This window comes from Rhizobium sp. LCM 4573 (assembly GCF_001854865.1).
In the GTDB taxonomy this organism is placed as follows: domain Bacteria; phylum Pseudomonadota; class Alphaproteobacteria; order Rhizobiales; family Rhizobiaceae; genus Neorhizobium.
Map to the genome: position 1 here is coordinate 218,647 of NZ_MDDW01000004.1, position 18,289 is coordinate 236,935.

General features: G+C 59.6%; 16 protein-coding genes and 2 riboswitches. Of the genes, 9 read left to right on the plus strand and 7 right to left on the minus strand.

What is annotated here, in order from left to right; all coding sequences use genetic code 11:
- Positions 1-11: 11 nt before the first annotated feature.
- Positions 12-89, minus strand: a riboswitch (SAM riboswitch).
- 158 nt (positions 90-247) lie between these two features.
- The 7 genes from LCM4573_RS10100 (at position 248) to LCM4573_RS10130 (ending at position 8,604) form a co-directional block, all read left to right on the plus strand.
- On the plus strand, positions 248-904 hold the full coding sequence (locus LCM4573_RS10100; RefSeq protein WP_198539714.1) for a thiamine diphosphokinase: 657 nt from the start codon (positions 248-250) through the stop codon (positions 902-904).
- A 5-nt stretch (positions 905-909) separates the two neighbouring features.
- Complete coding sequence (locus LCM4573_RS10105; RefSeq protein WP_071006280.1) at positions 910-2,727, plus strand: ABC-F family ATP-binding cassette domain-containing protein; 1,818 nt, start codon at positions 910-912, stop codon at positions 2,725-2,727.
- Positions 2,728-2,884: 157 nt separating this feature from the next.
- The gene (locus LCM4573_RS10110) at positions 2,885-3,331 is read left to right on the plus strand and encodes a response regulator (protein WP_071006150.1); all 447 of its coding nucleotides are present in this window, start codon (positions 2,885-2,887) and stop codon (positions 3,329-3,331) included.
- A 41-nt stretch (positions 3,332-3,372) separates the two neighbouring features.
- Positions 3,373-3,476: riboswitch (TPP riboswitch) on the plus strand.
- A gap of 39 nt (positions 3,477-3,515) precedes the next feature.
- Positions 3,516-4,520, plus strand: coding sequence for a thiamine ABC transporter substrate binding subunit (gene thiB / locus LCM4573_RS10115; protein WP_071006151.1), 1,005 nt, complete (start codon positions 3,516-3,518; stop codon positions 4,518-4,520).
- A 4-nt stretch (positions 4,521-4,524) separates the two neighbouring features.
- Positions 4,525-6,147, plus strand: a complete 1,623-nt coding sequence (thiP, locus tag LCM4573_RS10120; RefSeq protein WP_071006152.1) for a thiamine/thiamine pyrophosphate ABC transporter permease ThiP — start codon at positions 4,525-4,527, stop codon at positions 6,145-6,147.
- Positions 6,134-6,853, plus strand: coding sequence for an ATP-binding cassette domain-containing protein (locus LCM4573_RS10125; RefSeq protein ID WP_071006153.1), 720 nt, complete (start codon positions 6,134-6,136; stop codon positions 6,851-6,853). The genes thiP and LCM4573_RS10125 overlap by 14 nt, the downstream gene beginning before the upstream one ends.
- A gap of 245 nt (positions 6,854-7,098) precedes the next feature.
- Positions 7,099-8,604 (plus strand): M48 family metalloprotease, encoded by a 1,506-nt coding sequence (locus LCM4573_RS10130; protein ID WP_083347395.1) that lies wholly within the window; start codon positions 7,099-7,101, stop codon positions 8,602-8,604.
- A gap of 26 nt (positions 8,605-8,630) precedes the next feature.
- Here the strand turns inward: LCM4573_RS10130 and LCM4573_RS10135 are convergent, their stop codons facing one another.
- The 5 genes from LCM4573_RS10135 to LCM4573_RS10155 form a co-directional block, all read right to left on the minus strand.
- Positions 8,631-9,494 carry an RNA polymerase factor sigma-32 gene (locus tag LCM4573_RS10135; protein WP_071006155.1) on the minus strand — a complete coding sequence of 288 codons (864 nt, stop codon included), beginning with the start codon at positions 9,492-9,494 and terminating at the stop codon, positions 8,631-8,633.
- A 312-nt stretch (positions 9,495-9,806) separates the two neighbouring features.
- Positions 9,807-10,376, minus strand: a complete 570-nt coding sequence (locus LCM4573_RS10140; RefSeq protein ID WP_046796205.1) for a CarD family transcriptional regulator — start codon at positions 10,374-10,376, stop codon at positions 9,807-9,809.
- Positions 10,377-10,763: 387 nt separating this feature from the next.
- The gene (gene fdxA, locus LCM4573_RS10145) at positions 10,764-11,102 is read right to left on the minus strand and encodes a ferredoxin FdxA (RefSeq protein ID WP_046796204.1); all 339 of its coding nucleotides are present in this window, start codon (positions 11,100-11,102) and stop codon (positions 10,764-10,766) included.
- A gap of 223 nt (positions 11,103-11,325) precedes the next feature.
- Entirely contained in the window at positions 11,326-11,682 is a 357-nt protein-coding gene (locus tag LCM4573_RS10150; protein ID WP_071006156.1) for an RNA-binding S4 domain-containing protein, read from the minus strand.
- 7 nt (positions 11,683-11,689) lie between these two features.
- Positions 11,690-14,719 (minus strand): helicase-related protein, encoded by a 3,030-nt coding sequence (locus LCM4573_RS10155; RefSeq protein WP_071006157.1) that lies wholly within the window; start codon positions 14,717-14,719, stop codon positions 11,690-11,692.
- Positions 14,720-15,439: 720 nt separating this feature from the next.
- Between LCM4573_RS10155 and LCM4573_RS10160 the strand changes: the two genes are divergently transcribed.
- Together LCM4573_RS10160 and LCM4573_RS10165 are read left to right on the plus strand one after the other, a co-directional pair.
- Complete coding sequence (locus LCM4573_RS10160) at positions 15,440-15,595, plus strand: DUF3309 family protein (RefSeq protein WP_071006158.1); 156 nt, start codon at positions 15,440-15,442, stop codon at positions 15,593-15,595.
- Between the two features lie 35 nt (positions 15,596-15,630).
- On the plus strand, positions 15,631-15,885 hold the full coding sequence (locus LCM4573_RS10165) for a YMGG-like glycine zipper-containing protein (RefSeq protein ID WP_071006159.1): 255 nt from the start codon (positions 15,631-15,633) through the stop codon (positions 15,883-15,885).
- A 244-nt stretch (positions 15,886-16,129) separates the two neighbouring features.
- Here the strand turns inward: LCM4573_RS10165 and LCM4573_RS10170 are convergent, their stop codons facing one another.
- Positions 16,130-16,855, minus strand: a complete 726-nt coding sequence (locus tag LCM4573_RS10170; protein ID WP_071006160.1) for a beta-ketoacyl-ACP reductase — start codon at positions 16,853-16,855, stop codon at positions 16,130-16,132.
- Positions 16,856-16,979: 124 nt separating this feature from the next.
- Positions 16,980-18,161 carry an acetyl-CoA C-acetyltransferase gene (locus LCM4573_RS10175; protein WP_071006161.1) on the minus strand — a complete coding sequence of 394 codons (1,182 nt, stop codon included), beginning with the start codon at positions 18,159-18,161 and terminating at the stop codon, positions 16,980-16,982.
- Positions 18,162-18,289 lie beyond the last annotated feature (128 nt).

Sequence of the window (18,289 nt, forward strand, 5' to 3'; positions counted from 1 at the left end):
CGGTCCGTGGGAAGCATCTTCTCGCGGCCCTTTAGCGACTTTTTTTACGTGGCTGCAAGCCGGCCGGCCAAATCACCACGGAATTCTCGACGCTTCAATTACGCCTTGCTTCATTATCCGTCAATGGGAGCAAAATCTTCCACGGGCGCGCCATGCCGTGAAAACCCGGTGGAAGGCGCATAACGGTTGAGGAAGGAGAGCAAGCGGAAGGCAGCTTTCCCTTTTGTCGTTGTTTGCGCTATGGGCAATGCCCATGACCACTTCGACCTTCACAATCCTGCTCGGCGGCGATCTCGCCATTACGGACCGTCTTCGTGCGGAGCTTGCCGGCAGCCGCTTCATCGCAGCCGATAGCGGGATGAAACACGCTGAGGAACTTGGCGTAACGCCGGAACTATGGGTCGGCGATTTCGACTCCACCGACGCCGCGCTCACAGCCAGGTGGCCGGACGTGCAGCGGCAGCCCTATCCTTCTGCCAAGAACGAAACCGATGGAGAGATCGCCACCGCGGAGGCTATCTCCCGAGGCGCCGAGCGGTTGATCTTCGCCGGCGCCATCGGCGGCGAGCGGAGCGACCACCTGCTTCAACACTTCGTCCACGCCATGAGCCTTGCGGAACGGGGCCTGGACATTCTCCTGACCTCCGGCGAGGAAGAGGCCGTTCCGCTTCTGCCGGGCAAGAAAGTCCTCGATCTGCCGAAAGATTCGCTGTTCTCCATCATCGGTTTCTCGGCACTGGAAGGGCTCGACATCACCGGCGCCAGATATCCCTTGAAACAGTTCGGGCTGCCTTTCGGTTCGTCTCGTACGGTTTCCAATGTCGCGGAAGGTCCGGTGGAGTTTTCGCTTTTCGCGGGCAGAGCCATAATCATCGCCCGCCCTCGTGATTTTTCCGGAGCCTGATGCCCGTGGCACCCCCTATCCTCAAACTCGATGATATCTTCCTGAGCTTCGGCGGCACGCCTCTGCTTGCTGGCGCCAACCTTCAGGTGGAACCTGGCGACCGCATCTGCCTCGTCGGCCGCAACGGCTCCGGTAAGTCGACCTTGATGAAGATGGCGGCCGGCATGGTCGAGCCGCAGTCGGGAGAGGTTTTCCGCCATCCGGCGGCGACGATCCGTTACCTGGAACAGGCACCGGATTTCGCGGGTTTTTCGACCGTGCAGGCCTATGCAGAAGCGGGCTTGGGGCCGGGTGACGATCCCTATCGCGTCACCTATCTGCTGGAGCATTTGGGCCTGACGGGAGAAGAGAACCCGAAAACCCTTTCCGGCGGAGAATCCCGCCGTGCGGCGCTCGCTCGGGTCATGGCCCCTGAACCCGATATCCTGCTGCTCGACGAGCCGACCAACCATCTCGACCTGCCGACCATTGAATGGCTGGAAGAGGAGTTGCGCAAGGCGAAGAGCGCATTGGTGCTGATCTCCCACGACCGGCGCTTCCTGGAAAAGGTGTCGACGGCGACCGTCTGGTTGGATCGGGRCATTTCCCGCAGGCTCGACAAGGGTTTTGYCCATTTCGAAACCTGGCGCGACGAGGTGCTGGAGGCGGAGGAGGTCGAGCAGCACAAACTCGGCAAGGCGATTGAGCGCGAAGAGCACTGGCTTCGCTATGGCGTGACTGCAAGGCGCAAGCGCAACATGCGCCGACTTGGCGAACTCCAGTCGATGCGCGCCACTTATCGGGGCCACAAGGGGCCGCAAGGCACCGTTCAAGCATCAGCCAGCGAGGCGCGCGAATCCGGCAAGCTCGTCATAGAAGCGGAAAACATCACCAAGGCTTATGACCGCACCATCGTGGCACCCTTCTCTATCCGGGTGCATCGCGGCGACCGGATCGGCCTCATTGGCCCGAACGGTGCCGGCAAGACGACACTTTTGAAAATGCTGACGGGCCAGCTCCTGCCGGACAGCGGCACAGTGAAGCTCGGCACCAATCTGGAAATCGCTACGCTCGACCAGAAGCGCGAGGATCTGAACCCGGACGATACGCTCTCCCATTATCTGACGGACGGTCGCGGCGAAACCCTGCTGGTCAACGGGGAGCAGAGGCATGTCGCCGGTTATATGAAGGATTTTCTCTTTCAGCCGGAACAGATCAGGACGCCGATCAGGAATCTCTCCGGCGGCGAGCGCGCTCGGCTGATGCTCGCCCGCATCATGGCGAGACCCTCCAATCTCCTGATCCTCGACGAGCCCACCAACGATCTCGACATCGAGACCCTGGACCTTCTGCAAGAGATCGTCGCCGGCTATAACGGCACGGTCATTCTCGTCAGCCACGACCGCGACTTCCTGGATCGTACCGTGACATCGACGATCGCGCCCGCCAATCCGGAAGCGCCCGACGGCCGCTGGATCGAATATGCGGGCGGTTACACGGATATGCTCGCGCAACGGAAGGGCGCGCAGGAAGAGAAACGCCGGGCTGAGAAGACCGAAAAACCGAAAGCGGAGGCCCTGCCTGCGGCAGAAGCGCCCAAGGCGAAGGGGAAACTCTCCTACAAGCAGAAGTTCGCGCTCGAAAACCTGCCGAAGGAGATTGCCAAGGCCGAAGCCGAAATCGCTGCTCGCGAAGAAAAGATGGCTGACCCCGACCTATTTTCAAAGAATCCTTCGGCTTTCAACAGACTGGCGGCCGAAATGGAGAAGCTGCGAGAAAGCCTCGTAAAAATGGAAGAAGAATGGCTGGAGCTTGAAATGTTGCGCGAAGAGCTGGAAGGATGAATTAACGAAATATTAGCCGTACCAGCCAGTTAGATCGAAAATTCTGTCGCAAAACGGAACATTCTCGAAATCGAACCGTTCGAAAGTGCAATCTTGGACGGGACAGCTTGATTTTTCTCGACCTGGATTGAGAACCGATCAACGATGGGGACATCCCATGCTGACAAATGTAACGCGTCGTCGGCTGGCCGAGAATGCGATGAAACAACGGGTGCTGATCGTCGAGGATGAGTTCCTGATAGCGCTCGACATCGCCGAAACGATCGAAAACATGGGCTTGAAAGTGACAGGTTTCGCCAATGCCCGAGAAAATGCAATGGAGCTCGCATCGAGGGCCGATCTGGCAATCGTCGATGTCAATCTTACCGACGGAAGAACCGGGCCGGAGATTGCCCAGGAACTGGCCGAGCGCTACGGCGTCACCGTGATTTTCATGACGGCCACACCGGAGGACATCGCCGAAGAAGGGCAAAACTCGCTGGGCGTCCTTACCAAACCGGTCATGCCTCATGTGCTTGAACAATCGGTCGAGTATGCGGTCGCAAGCCGTCTCGGGGCCATAGCCCCCGCCCCCCGAGAAATGCGGCTGTTCCGGCAGGTCTAACTTACCGCTTGTCAGCCGCAACGCCCGCCGCTAAATCTCGTTGCGATCTAACGGGGTGCCGCGCTGACGCGCGGCTGAGAGGCTTGGCCAACCCGCGGAACCTGATCCGGTTAACACCGGCGGAGGGATTAGACGGCTCATCTTCAGCGCCTATTCCCCGCAACGACACAATAGGAGGGCGCCGATGCGAAGCACCATTTTTCTGACGATCGCCGCCGCCGGTCTCTGCTTTTCCTCCGCAAATGCGCAGGAAAAGACACTCACCATCTACACCTATGAAAGCTTCATCTCCGAATGGGGTCCGGGACCGAAGGTGAAGGAAGCCTTCGAGAAGACCTGCGGCTGTGTGCTCAACATGGTGGGGATCGCCGATGGAGTGGCACTCCTCACCCGTCTGAAACTCGAAGGCGAGAGCACCGGCGCGGATATCGTGCTCGGCCTCGACACGAACCTCATTTCCGAAGCCAAGGCGACCGGGTTGTTCGAGGCGCACGGCATCGATACCTCTGCCGTCAATGTACCCGGCGGCTATACGGACGACACCTTCATTCCCTATGATTACGGCCACTTCGCTGTCGTTTATGACACGCAAGCGATAAAGAACCCGCCGAAGAGCCTCAAGGAACTGGTGGAGGGCGATCCTTCGCAGAAAATCGCCATCGAGGACCCGCGCACGGCAACGCCGGGCCTCGGCCTGCTGCTCTGGATGAAATCCGTTTATGGCGATCAGGCACCCGAAGCCTGGACGAAGCTGAAGAACCGCATTCTCACGGTGACACCGGGGTGGTCGGAGGCCTATGGTCTGTTCACGAAAGGTGAGGTGCCGATGGTGCTCTCCTATACCACCTCCCCCGCCTACCACCTGATGGAGGAAAATACCGACCGCTACCAGGCAGCAGCCTTCTCGGAAGGACACTATATCCAGATTGAGGTGGCCGGCCTGCTGAGAACGGCCTCCGACAAGGACCTTGCCCGGCAGTTCCTGAGCTTCATGATCTCCCCGGCCTTCCAGGACATCATTCCGACCACCAATTGGATGATGCCGGCCGCGAAGACTTCGCAACCGCTTCCCGAGACCTTCGGGAAACTGGTTCAGCCGCAGAAGACCTTCCTTATGGGTTCCGATGAGGTTGCCAAGAACCGTCGGGCATGGATCGGCGAGTGGCTTGCCGCGATGAGCATGAACTGACCCCATGCTGACCGGCGCGGAGCGACGACGCGGCATCGCCTTTGGGGCAGCAAGCCTCCTGGGCATAGTGCTCTTTATCGGCGTCGCCCTGGGCGCGCTGCTTTCATGGGACGCCGGGACATCCGGCGAGCGCCTTTTCACCGCCTATACCTGGCGCATCCTTCGCTTCACGCTCTGGCAGGCGACACTTTCCACCGTGCTTTCGGTGGGTCTTGCCATCCCCGTCGCGCTGGCRCTCGCTCGCCGGACGAACTTCCCCGGCCGCATCTGGATCATCCGGTTGATGGCCATACCGATGGGCTTGCCGGTTCTGATCGGCGCGCTCGGCCTGATCGGCATCTGGGGGAGACAAGGAATACTCAACGGCTTGCTGTTGAAGCTCGGAGTGGATCAGCCCGTGAGCATATACGGCCTTTCCGGCATTCTGCTGGCGCATGTGTTCTTCAACCTGCCGCTCGCCGCTCGCCTGATGCTTGCCGCGCTTGAACGGCTGCCGGGAGAATACTGGCTTCTTTCTTCCGGCCTCGGCATGAAATCCCTTTCCGTCTTCCGCTTCATCGAATGGCCCGCGATCAGAGGTGTCATTCCCGGAATTTCTGGGCTGATCTTCATGCTTTGCGCCACCAGCTTCACCCTCGTACTCGTGCTCGGCGGAGGGCCGGCGGCAACCACGCTCGAAGTGGCGATCTATCAGGCGCTGCGTTTCGATTTCGATCCGCCGCGCGCAATCGCCCTCTCGTTCCTGCAGATCGGTGTGACAGCGCTGATCCTGATCGCCATTTCTCTTTTCCCCGCCCCGGAGGATTCAAGCGCCGATGTCGGACGAGCCGTGCGTCGTTTCGACGGCAGAAACCTGGCTGCACGCCTTTGGGATTGTCTGGCAATCCTGCTTGCGACCGCCTTCCTGATCCTGCCGCTCTCCTCTATCGTTCTGTCTGGCCTCAAGGCCGATCTCTGGAACCTCGTCACCAGCCCCGTCTTCCTGCGTGCCGCGCTCACCAGTCTCACAATCGCGTTTGCCGCCGGCCTGCTCGCGGTAACCGTTGCGCTTGCCATCATCAGGGCCCGAAACGCCATCACCGACATGAAGCGACCGGGCAGGCCGTCCAGAAGCTTTTCGACATTGCTTGGCGGCATGTCGTCGCTGGTGCTGCTGGTTCCGCCGGTCGTTCTCGGAACCGGCTGGTTCCTGCTCCTGCGGCCCCTCGGCGATGTCGCACGTTTCGCGCCGACCCTGGTCGCCGTCATCAACATGCTGATGGCGCTTCCGTTCGTGGTGCGCGTCCTCGCACCGGCGATGGAACTTCACCGCAAGCGCACGGGCCGACTTGCCGCAGGTCTGGGAATATCCGGATGGGCGAAACTCTGGCGGATAGACCGGCCGGCTTTGACGAAACCCCTTTTGGTGGGGCTTTCTTTCGCCATGGCGCTTTCGCTCGGCGATCTCGGTGCGGTGGCGCTTTTCGGTTCCGCCGATCTCACGACGCTCCCCTGGCTTGTTTATAGCCGGCTATCCAGCTATCGCACGAACGACGCCGATGGGTTGGCGCTGATCCTCGGCGTGATCTGCCTCATCCTGACGATGATCGGCACCGCCGGATACAGAAGGGCCAATGGTCGTGGCTGAGGAATACGGCATCGTTCTGGATAAGGTCGAACTCCGGCTTGGCTCGAAGGATTTTCGCTTCGATTGCAAATTGCCGGCCGGCGCGATCATAGCTGTCACTGGACCTTCGGGCTCGGGCAAATCCACGTTTCTCAATCTCGTCGCCGGCTTCGAGACGCCGGATACAGGGCAAGTGAGGATTGCAGGCGGGGACGTGACGGAAACGCATCCCTCCGAACGGCCTGTTTCGATCATTTTCCAGGACAACAATCTCTTCGGCCATTTGAATCTCTTCACCAATATCGGCCTTGGGATCAGTCCGTCTCTGAAACTGGGCACAGCGGATCGCCAGGCGATTTCGGATGCGCTGCAACGGGTGGGGCTTGGCGGCTACGAAAAGCGCATGCCCGGCACGCTATCGGGAGGCGAGAGGCAAAGAGCAGCCTTTGCCCGCACTCTCGTCCGCCAGAAGCCCGTGCTGCTGATGGACGAACCCTTTGCCGCCTTGGATCCAGGCCTGCGGCTGTCGATGGCGAGCCTCCTTTTGGAGCTGCACCGGGAGGCCGGTAACACGATCCTGATCGTCACCCATGATCCCGATGAATTGCGCCGGCTCGCCGACCATGCGATCTTCATCGACAGTGGCAAAATTCTGYTGGAGGCGCCGATCGAGGAATTCCTGACGCRTGCCGATGTCCAGGCTCTTTCGGAYTTCCTGAACGCCTAGCCTGGAGACCCCTCGCCACAATTTGGACGTGCCATAATGGCATCGCCCGGCGGGGTTTTCTTTGCAAATGCATCGACGGCACCAATTTCTATAAGAACATCTGTCCATGTGACGCAAAAATCGCTAAGCGACATGGAAGCGGAAACCGAGCCGGCATGAAGATGGAGATGAGTTGTGTCTCCTAGACCGGTTTCGGAGGCGGGTCTTGAGGCATGAAGCTGCGGAACACGAATAGAAAGCGCGAAATGGCAGTGCTTGCCCCTATCAAGCGCTTTGCCGATATCCTGCCCGGCTCGCAGGGCGTGACCGGTATCGTTCTTGCCGCGATCTTGCTCAGCGGCTGCCAGTCGGTGCTCGAACAGGCTTACCAGCCGAATGTAGCGCCCTCCTCGAACCCGCAGATCGTCGAAGAGGTTCAGAAAAACGACCCTCGCGCGCAGATGGGCGCACGTGAGCACCCCCGCATCGTCGCAAGCTATGGGGGTGAATATCACGACCAGAAGACGGAGCGCCTGGTCGCCCGGATCACCGGCGCGTTGACGGCCGTTTCGGAAAACCCGGCACAGTCCTACCGTATCACCATCCTCAATTCTCCCGCTATCAATGCCTTCGCGTTGCCGGGGGGCTATCTCTATGTCACGCGGGGACTTCTGGCACTCGCCAACGACGCGTCGGAGGTTGCCGCGGTTCTGTCGCATGAAATGGCGCATGTCACCGCCAATCACGGCATCGAACGGCAACGCCGCGAAGAAGCCGAGGTGATCGCGAGCCGTGTTGTGTCCGAGGTATTGTCCAGCGATCTTGCCGGCAAGCAGGCCTTGGCCCGCGGCAAGCTCAGGCTGGCCGCCTTCTCCCGACAGCAGGAACTACAAGCTGACGTGATCGGCGTGCGAATGCTCGGTGAAGCAGGCTATGACCCTTATGCTGCCGCGCGATTCCTCGATTCGATGGCCGCCTATGCCCGTTATTCCGCCGTCGATCCCGATAGCGACCAGAGCCTCGACTTTCTCTCGAGCCATCCCAATTCGGCCCAGCGTGTCGACCTTGCCCGCCGCCACGCCCGCAATTTTGGGCAGGAAGGGACTGTCGGCGACAAGGGACGCGACTACTACATAGCCGGCATCGACGGCCTGCTCTATGGCGATAGCCCGCAGGAAGGCTATGTCCGCGGCCAAACCTTCCTGCACGGTGGGCTCGGCATCCGCTTCGAGGTTCCCCCCGCTTTCCGGATCGACAACAAGGTCGAAGCAGTGTTGGCAACCGGCCCCGGCGAGACCGCTATCCGTTTCGATGGCGTCGCCGCCGGCGATTACGACAGTCTCACCAATTACCTTACGAGCGGTTGGGTTGCAGGGCTTCAGCCGGAGACGGTGAGAGAAATTCAAGTGAACGGGCTTCCGGCCGCGACCGCGCGCGCTTCCGCCGAACGGTGGGATTTCGACGTTACGGTCATCCGGCTCAACAATCAGATATTCCGGTTCCTGACCGCCGTGCCGAAGGGCAGCACGATGCTGGAGCCAACCGCAAACCTTTTGCGGACGAATTTCCGGCAGATGACACCCCAGGAGATCGCGGCCTTGAAGCCGCTGAGAATCCGTGTCGTCACGGTTGCGCAGAGCGATACGATCGCCTCTCTCGCCGGCCGGATGATGGGTACCGACCGCAAGCTCGATCTCTTCAAGCTAATCAATGCGATGCCCGCCAGCGCGACGGTTTCGCCTGGCCAGAAGGTCAAGATCATATCGGAATAGCCCAAACTATTTCCGAGCCGACTGCTTTAGCAGGCGGCGGCCATTTGCGGATTAGAGGAAACCAAAGCTGATTTCAGCTTCTCGATCGCGCGGCTTTCAATCTGGCGCACCCGCTCCTTGGAGATGCCAAGTTCCGCACCGAGCGCCTCGAGCGTTGCCCCTTCATCGGTGAGGCGCCGGGCGCGAATGATTTTCTTTTCCCGTTCGTTGAGCTTGGTGAGCGCGCCCTGCAGCCATTTCAGCCGCCGCTCTCCGTCGATCATGCCGGAGACCTGCTCATCCGGCAGCGGTTCGGCACTTGCCAGCATATCCAGCCGTTCGCCGCTATCCGTATCACCGGCAATCGACGGTGCCTGCAGCGACGCATCATTGCCCGAAAGGCGGGCATCCATGGTCTGTACGTCAGCGACGCTGACGCCCAGCGCCATGGCGATCTCCTCGTGAATGGCTCGAACGGTAAGATTGGAATCACCACGCGCGAGCTTGGCCCGCAGCCGGCGGAGATTGAAGAACAGGGCCTTCTGCGCCGAGCTCGTACCGCCGCGCACGATCGACCAGTTGCGCAGGATATAATCCTGCATCGAGGCACGAATCCACCAGCTCGCATAAGTCGAAAAACGTACGTCACGGGCTGGTTCAAACCTTGCCGCGGCTTCGAGCAGCCCTACATAGCCCTCTTGAACGAGATCGCTCATCGGCAGTCCGAAGCCACGAAACTTGGAAGCCATGGCGATAACAAGGCGCATGTGCGCAAGCGCGATCTGGTTGCGAGCATCCTGATCTCGGCTGTCCTTCCAGCGGACGGCGAGATCCCGCTCCTCCTCGCGGGCTAGATACGGAGCCGACATCGCTATTTTGATCATGTTGCGGTCTGCGGACATGGCTTTCATCGTGTTCTCCGTCAAACGGTCTGATCCGATAAAGACAGGAGATCTCGAGCAGACAAGCCGACGCGCCATGCCGTTGATTGGAACGGACGGACTATGGACGCTGTGCAGTAACCTGTCGCTTTTGCTCCCCTCGCTGGTGATGCGAATTCGACCGGGACTCTGCCGGACGTGTCCGCGCCATTGTCGAAACGGAAGAACTGATGGTGCAGCAGTTAGTTCGCCGTTCCGGCGGGTTAACGCGAGAGAGACCAAAAAGTTCCAATAAAAAACCCGGCTCAAGGCCGGGTCTTTTTGGCTTTTTATAGGGTTCGATCAGGCCGCTTCGTCCTGAGATTCGTCTTCATCTATGGCCTTGCCGCGCTTGGGACCTTTGGCAAGGTTGACTTCAACGAGGCGAACGGCTTCCGTTTCGGACATCTTGTTCACGGCAGCGATTTCACGCGCCATGCGATCAAGGGCTGCTTCGTAAAGCTGACGCTCCGAGTAGGACTGCTCGGGCTGGTTCTCCGCGCGATAAAGATCGCGAACCACCTCTGCGATCGAGATCAGGTCTCCGGAATTGATCTTGGCATCATATTCCTGCGCCCTGCGCGACCACATGGTGCGCTTGATGCGGGCCTTGCCCTGAACGACCTTGAGAGCGCGTTCGACAAAATCCGTTTCCGATAGCTTGCGCATGCCGATGCTGACCGCCTTGGCAACGGGAACCTTGAGGCGCATCTTGTCTTTTTCGAAATCGATAACAAAAAGCTCAAGCTTCATGCCCGCCACTTCCTGCTCTTCGATGGCGGTGATAGTGCCTACGCCGTGGGCCGGATAGACAATCGATTCACCAGTCTTGAAGCCCTGTCGTGCCGGAGATTTCTTCTGTTGAGTCGTCATTCGTTTCACAAACTCCCTATTACGCACCCGGTTTGCCGGGTCGGGAACCGGGTCAATCAGGCCCGGATGAGACGGGGAAAACCGTCAAGCCATTTCCATACTGGTCCGACCAACGCGCGCGAAAAACAAACCCCATCGCGAATGGCGACTGACAACCTACAGCGTTGCAATGTCACGGGAACCGCGTTTCGGGTGATCTGTTGCTTTCGTGATGTTTTTTGGGCACGCGAGTGCCGTCTTGTGGAACAGTATTTGTTGTGTACCACAAAAAAGTGCCGAAATCAATAATTTGCTTTAGGAAGTCGATTCCGGCGCACCAATTGCTGCTGCCCAACAAAAAGGCAGAAGCAATGTACTATCGGAATATCGCGTTGACTTTGGAAGATTTCAATCCCCCTGGCCGGGTTCCGGTGAGAAGAACTTGTCGAACTTGTTTTCAACGCCATCCATCTCTTTGGCTTCAGGTAGCTCGTCCCGCTTGACCGTAATGTTCGGCCAGATTTGGGCATAGTCCGCGTTCAGCTTCAGCCATTTGTCGAGACCCGGTTCCGTATCCGGCTTGATCGCCTCGGCGGGACATTCCGGCTCGCAGACCCCACAGTCGATACATTCGTCCGGATGGATGACGAGAAAATTTTCACCTTCGTAAAAGCAATCGACCGGGCAAACTTCCACGCAGTCGGTATATTTGCAGCGGATGCAATTGTCGGTCACGACATACGTCATTACGGCACTCCGAGAAAATCGCGGTCAGAGCAAAGGCGAACGGAAAAGGCGCCAAGGAAAACCGGAAACCCGCCCATTTCCAATGGTGCAGGCGACCGGATTTCGTCCGTCAGGTAAAGCCTTTGCAGGCATATAGCAAGGACAAACAATCCTTTAAACCGGCTGTCGGGAGTGCTTTATTCTCCCCGAGACCGGATCGGAAAGCGTCCCGTTTCCATCGCACCTATCTTCGAAAAGACTTGGATGCGGGTCCGCGCTGAGCACGCTCGAAAGGCGTGAGCGGCTTCTGCCGATCCGGCGGCGTCACGTCGTCGTAAAGCAATTTCGCCTCTTCGAAGGGACCGCGCCGGGCGCCGGGCGCTCGCACCACCAAAACGAGGTCGCGTCTATCGAGGAGCATTTCGATCCTGTCGCCAGGCTTTACCATGCGGCTCGGCTGATCGCAGATCTCGCCATTGATCGTCACCGCACCAGCCGAAATCAGCGATTGCGCAAGCGAGCGCGATTTTACCATGCGGGCGAAGAAGAGCCACTTATCGATGCGCTGCCGCGAATCCTGTTGTGGCTCCTTTTCCGACATGAGAGACCTATTTCTTCATTTGCTCCTTGAGAGCAGCCAGCTTTGCGAAGGGTGAATCCGGATCGATCGGCTTCTCCTTGCGCGGGGGCTTGGCTTCGAAACGAGAGGGTTGCGACGTTTTGCCACGCTCCGCCCGATCCTGCCGCTCGCCACGCTCCTGCCGCGGCCCACGCTCGCCCTTGTTGCCGTCCGGCCGACGGTTTTCGCGGTTCGGCCTGCCGCCCTCACGCCGCCCTTCCGTGCCGGCACCGGCATTTCGCTGACCCTGGCCTTGGCCTTGACCACGCCGCTCGCCCTGCTGTGGACGACGCTGGTTGTCGCGGCCGCCACCCGGACGCCAGAGCAGGACCGGCTTCGGTTCTTCCGGCTCTGTGGGCTTGGCAGCCTCGGATGCATCCCCTGCCTCTGCAGCAGGCTCTGCGGTTGCTTCCTGGGCTGGAGCTTCGGCAGCCGTTTCTTCCGCCTGCCCCTCAGCCGGGGCTTCCGCGGTCCGCTCCTCGCCGAGAGCATCAGCCTCTTCATCCGTGTCGACTGCGGTTTCTACAGCCGGTGTGGATGTAGCCGCGGCACCGACGTCATGGCTCGCGAGGAAAGCCTGAGCTTCCTCGGCCTTGATTGCGTCCGCCCGATAGCCGAGCCCCTTGAGTATTTCCTCCATGTCGTCCGGCGTCGCACCGAGGATCGAAAGCATGGCGGTGGTCGTCGTGAAACGCCGACCATCATAAGCACCTTCCGGACGCGGTGTTGCGCCAGGCTTCCACTGCAGCAGAGGCCGGATCAGATCGGCAAGGCGCTCCAGGATATCTATGCGCACCGCGCGCTTTCCGAGGAAGCGAAAGCCTGCGAGTTTGTAGAACATCCGCTCGAACCCAGGCTCAGCGACGACAGAAGTGCGGCCCGCAGCAAGCGCCGGAATGAGGTCGCCATAGCCCGGCTTGTCGAGACCGTCATTCTTCAGCGCCCACAGCAGCGTAATGAGTTCCGCGGGAGCGGGTTTCAGAAGTACCGGGATGAAAACATGATAGGCGCCGAAACGGATGCCATAGCGGCGCATGGAAGCACGGGCATCCTGATCGAGCGCCTTCACCTCGTCGGCGACGTCGCGGCGGAAGAGCACGCCGAGATTTTCTACAAGCTGGAATGCCAGCCCCTTCGCCAATCCCTGAAGATCCTCGGCACGGGAAAGGTCGTCGAGCGGCTTTAGAACCGTCGCGATGTGATGATTAACGAAGCGCTCGATGCGCGCATGGACATGGTCTCGCGCATTTCCGGTAAGCTGTTCGTCCGAGAGGAGGATAACGCGGGGGCGCATCACGTTGTCGCCCGCGGCAAGGCGGCCGACGGGCTCTCCGAGCCAGCGCACGAAACCATCCGAGGCGAGCGCGAAATCGCCGTTACCCGCCGCATAAAGCCGGGCGGCCCGGGCTTCGAACTCCAGAGCAAGCGCCTTTTGTGCCGCGGCCTGGATAGCCTTGGCGTCCGGCCCTTCCGCACCCGCAACGGGCGTGAACCGGAACCCGGCCAATTGTCCGACGTGATGCCCCTCTACGAAGACATCGCCATTCACACTGATTTCTGCTTCCAGCATCGCATTCTCTCTAAGGCGCTTCATGAGCACAGATGTCCTGCGATCAACAAAGCGTTTCGTCAACCGTTCATGTAACGCGTCGGACAACCTATCCTCTATTTCCCGCGTCTTTTCTTGCCAGTGTGTCGGATCAGCAAGCCAGCCGGGGCGGTTTGAGACATAGGTCCAAGTGCGTATCTGCGCGATCCGGGCGGAAAGCGTATCGATCTCGCCGTCGGTCCGATCGGCACGGCGAACCTGCTCGGCCATGAAATCTTCGTTCACCGTCCCCGCTCTTACGAGATCGAAGAAAAGCGTCGAAATCAGGTCCGCATGTTGTGCAGGTGTTATACGACGATAATCCGGCAGCGCACAGGTCTCCCAGAGTTTTTCGATCCGCTCGGGGGTGGTCGCGGCATCCTTCACCTCCGGATAACGGGAAAGGTAATCGAGAGCCTGACTGTCCGTTGCCGGGAGTGCCCGCGCCAGCCCCGGCAGGGTCGGAGCCATATCGAGACTTTCGCGCAGAGCCTTGAGCGAGGAAAAGTCGAAGCTCTTGGATCTCCACTGCAGCACCTTCACATGATCGAACTCATGCCCCTCGATTCGCTCGACGAGTTCGTCGTCCAGGGGTGCGACCCGCCCCGTGACGCCGAAGGTGCCGTCGCGGAGATACCGGCCGGCGCGCCCGGCGATCTGACCGAGCTCGGCCGGGTTGAGGTTGCGGAACTGATAGCCGTCGAATTTCCTGTCCTGCGCAAAGGCTACATGGTCGACGTCGAGGTTGAGACCCATGCCGATAGCGTCGGTGGCGACGAGATATTCGACATCGCCTGCCTGATAGAGCCCGACCTGGGCATTGCGCGTTCGCGGGCTAAGCGCGCCGAGCACGACTGCCGCTCCTCCGCGCTGCCGGCGGATCAGCTCGGCGATCGCATAGACTTCGTCAGCGGAAAACGCGACGATCGCCGAGCGCTGCGGCAAGCGAGTGATCTTCTTCTGCCCGGCATAGAAGAGCTGCGAGAGACGCGGCCGCTCCACCACCGTGAGCCCCGGAAGCAGCTTTTCCAAGATGGGGCGCATGGTGGCAGCCCCGAGAAGCAGCGTTTCCTCGCGCCCGCGCAGGTGCAGGATGCGATCGGTGAAGATGTGGCCCCGTTCGAGATCGCCGGCCAACTGCACTTCGTCGATTGCGACGAAGGCGGCCTTGGTCTCGCGCGGCATCGCCTCCACTGTGCAGACCGAAAACCGCGCATTGGGGGGCGTGATCTTTTCCTCCCCTGTGACTAGGGCCACATGGGCGGTCCCGACCTTTTCCACCACGCGCGTATAGACCTCGCGCGCAAGCAAGCGCAGCGGCAGGCCGATGACGCCCGATCCGTGCGCCACCATCCTCTCGATGGCATAGTGAGTCTTGCCGGTATTTGTGGGGCCAAGCACGGCTATTACGCCGCGCCCGCTGAGCGTCATGGGCTGGAAGTTCAAAGCCGGATCCCAAACATCCTATCCGGCCGCTCCCTCGCTTGCACGAAACGGCGACCGTGTCACACATGGCAATCCACGCCGCGAAACGCAAGTCGGCAAGCCCTCTCCTTTCGCAAAAATTCCAGAATCTCCCTTGCCGAACATGCGCTTCCTGCAACCGGGGACCACCTATCGGCGAACAAACGCGAACGAATCAGCTACGAATCAAAGACTCAAGAGGATTCGGCTTTTGTTCACCGCTATATTTAGTGAAGGTGGACGAATGTGCCACGACATTCTGAATCTTGCTTGCTGCCGCCCTCGCTAGAGCGACCCCAAAGCGCTGGACGCGGCTGTTCAGAGAACGCAGGAAGAGTCAATCCATTGATTTGGTTAATTTTTCTTCAGCATTCAGAACCTTCGCCCCCCTTTATAAGGGAGCTCCCGTTAACATCTTGGCCAAAAGTGGAACGAATCATCGACGAATCGGCGACTGGAGAATTTTCATGATTTGTTCTCACAATATCTGGTAGACAGCAATGCGCGGAAGACACGAGAACAAGGTTTTTAAAACTCATTTTGGCGGGCGATCGATGACCGTTGTTAACGTTTTCTCCCGTTCCATTTACCCATTGTTTACAAAGACAGGGCCCTCTGGAACAAAACTGTTAAGCCAGCGTTTGTTCCCGCACATCTTGACAGATTCTGCAGTGGAGGAGGAAAACCATGCTCGGAACGATTTTACTCGTGATCCTCATCCTGCTCCTGGTTGGTGCGTTGCCAAACTGGGGCTACAGCCGAAATTGGGGATATGGCCCTTCGGGCGGACTTGGCCTGGTGGTTCTGATCCTCATCATCCTCCTGCTGATGGGCAGGATCTGAGCGGGGCACCCGCATAGAAGGGAAGGGAAAGTCAGATGAAGAAGTTCTTGCTCGCATGCGCCCTGATCGGAACGCTTGCATCCTGCACATCCACCGAAAAGGGAACCGCGATCGGCGCGGCATCCGGCGCCATCATTGGTGGCGCGGTCACAGATAGCTGGGGTGGCGCGGCCGTCGGCGCAGTAGCCGGGGGTCTCGTCGGCGCAGCAATTGGTGAATCCGAAAAGCGGCGCGGCTATTGCGTCTATCGCGACCGTTACGGCCGGACTTATGAGGCACGTTGCCGCTAAGCTGTACCGGCTTTCGGGGACACTGAAACAAGCGGGCGCGGTCTAAACGGCGCCCGTTTATTTGCCCGTTAACTTTCGGGCCGAAACCGGAACGAATCGCTGACGAATCGGCGACGGATGCGTTTTCGTGTTTTGTTCACCGCTATATATCGTTGCAAAACAATCCGTTAACCACAAATTTCCCAATGCTTCCTGATCACTCTTCCATCCGATCGTTAACGGATCGGAGCGCGAAAGCGATCCGTCAAACGAAGAGCTGGCCGCCGTTCACCGTAAGTGTCGATCCGGTGATGAAAGCTGCGTCATCAGAAGCGAGAAACACCACGCATCGGGCAATTTCCTCCGGCTCGCCGAGCCGGCCCACCGGGATTTGCGGAATGACTTTCTCGCTCAGCACCTTCTCCGGCACGGCCATGACCATTTCTGTCGCGATGTAACCGGGGCAAATCGCATTAACGGTGATGTTCTTCGTCGCGCCTTCCTGTGCCAGCGCCTTGGTGAAGCCGAGATCGCCGGCCTTTGCGGCGGAATAGTTGACCTGCCCGAGCTGTCCCCTCTGCCCGTTGATCGACGAAATGTTGATGACGCGCCCGAAGYCACGCTCACGCATGCCCGGCCAGACCGGATGAGTCATGTTGAAGAGGCCCGTCAAGTTGGTCGCAATGACCTCGTTCCATTGCTCCGGAGTGATCTTGTGGAACATTCCGTCCCGTGTGATTCCCGCGTTGTTGACGAGGATATCGACCGGACCCAGCTCCGCCTCGATCTTTGCTATGCCCTCGACACAAGCCTGATAATTCGAGACATCCCATTTGAAGACCGGAATACCCGTGCTCTCGTGGAAGGCACTCGCCTTTTCTTCGTTGCCGGCGAAATTCGCCGCGACGCGGTAGCCCGCATCCTTGAGTGCGATGGAGATCGCGGCGCCGATACCGCGTGTTCCTCCCGTAACCAGGGCGACCCTGCTCATGCTCGACATTTCCCCTTTTACTTAACCGCATCCGATTCTTGATGATCCGGTTAAGCGGCAATTTCTACGAGCGTTTGTCATTCCTGATCGATCCGCCGCCAATCGGCGAAGCGCTTTCGTACGGCTACATGGCCTCGAAACACATGGCGACACCCATGCCTCCGCCGATGCAGAGTGTAGCAAGTCCCTTCCTGGCGCTGCGGCGCTTCATTTCGAAGAGCAGCGTATTGAGGACGCGAGCACCGGATGCACCGATCGGATGGCCGATAGCGATCGCCCCGCCGTTGACGTTGACGATTGCCGGGTCCCAACCAAGCTCCTTGTTAACGGCGCAAGCCTGCGCGGCGAAAGCTTCGTTGGACTCCACCAGATCAAGGTCGGCAACCTTCCAGCCGGCCTTGTCGAGGGCCTTCCACGAGGCGGGAATGGGACCGGTTCCCATGACCTGAGGATCGACACCCGCCGTCGCCCAGGACACGATGCGCGCCAATGGCGTAAGACCACGGCGGGCCGCCTCCTCTTCCGTCATCAGAACGGCCGCCGCCGCCCCGTCGTTAATTCCGGAGGCGTTGCCCGCGGTCACCGTTCCTTCTTTGTCGAAGGCGGGGCGAAGCTTGGCCATGGCATCGAGTGTTGCGCCGGCGCGAATATATTCGTCGCTGTCCACCGTCACGTCTCCCTTTCTCATCTGAACGACGAAGGGAACGATTTCATCCTTGAAGCGCCCGGCGGCTTGCGCTGCCTCCGCCTTGTTCTGGGAGGACACGGCGAACTCATCCTGCTCGTCACGCGAAAGCTGCCATTGGCGGGCGATGTTCTCGGCGGTGATGCCCATGTGATAGCCATAGAAGGCATCCGTCAGCCCATCCTTGAGCATAGTATCGATCAATTTCAAGTCGCCCATCTTCACCCCGCCGCGCAGGTGCGCGCAATGGGGCGCCATGGACATCGATTCCTGCCCGCCGGCGACGATGATCCGCGCGTCGCCGAGTGCGATTTGCTGCATGCCGAGTGCCACGGCCCGCAGGCCAGAGCCGCAGACCTGGTTGACGCCCCAGGCAGTCGCCCCCTGCGGCACGCCAGCCTTCATCGCAGCCTGCCGGACCGGATTTTGTCCTTCGCCTGCCGACAACACCTGGCCGAGGATCACCTCATCGACCTCGGCGGCATCGACACCCGCACGCGACAGTGCTCCCCTGATCGCAACTGCCCCGAGTTCATGCGCCGGGACAGTCGCGAATGCTCCATTGAAGGAGCCGACAGCGGTGCGGGACGCTGATGCGATGACGATGGATGGGGTAGCCATGAGTGTCTCCTCCTTAATGGTGCATTGCACGAGACTGGCAAAGCTCGCCTTCGGAGTCAAACGCCAGGCACCGTCGGTTATATGCTGTTAATGACCTTGAAAATACATGGATTTGCTGCGCAACACGA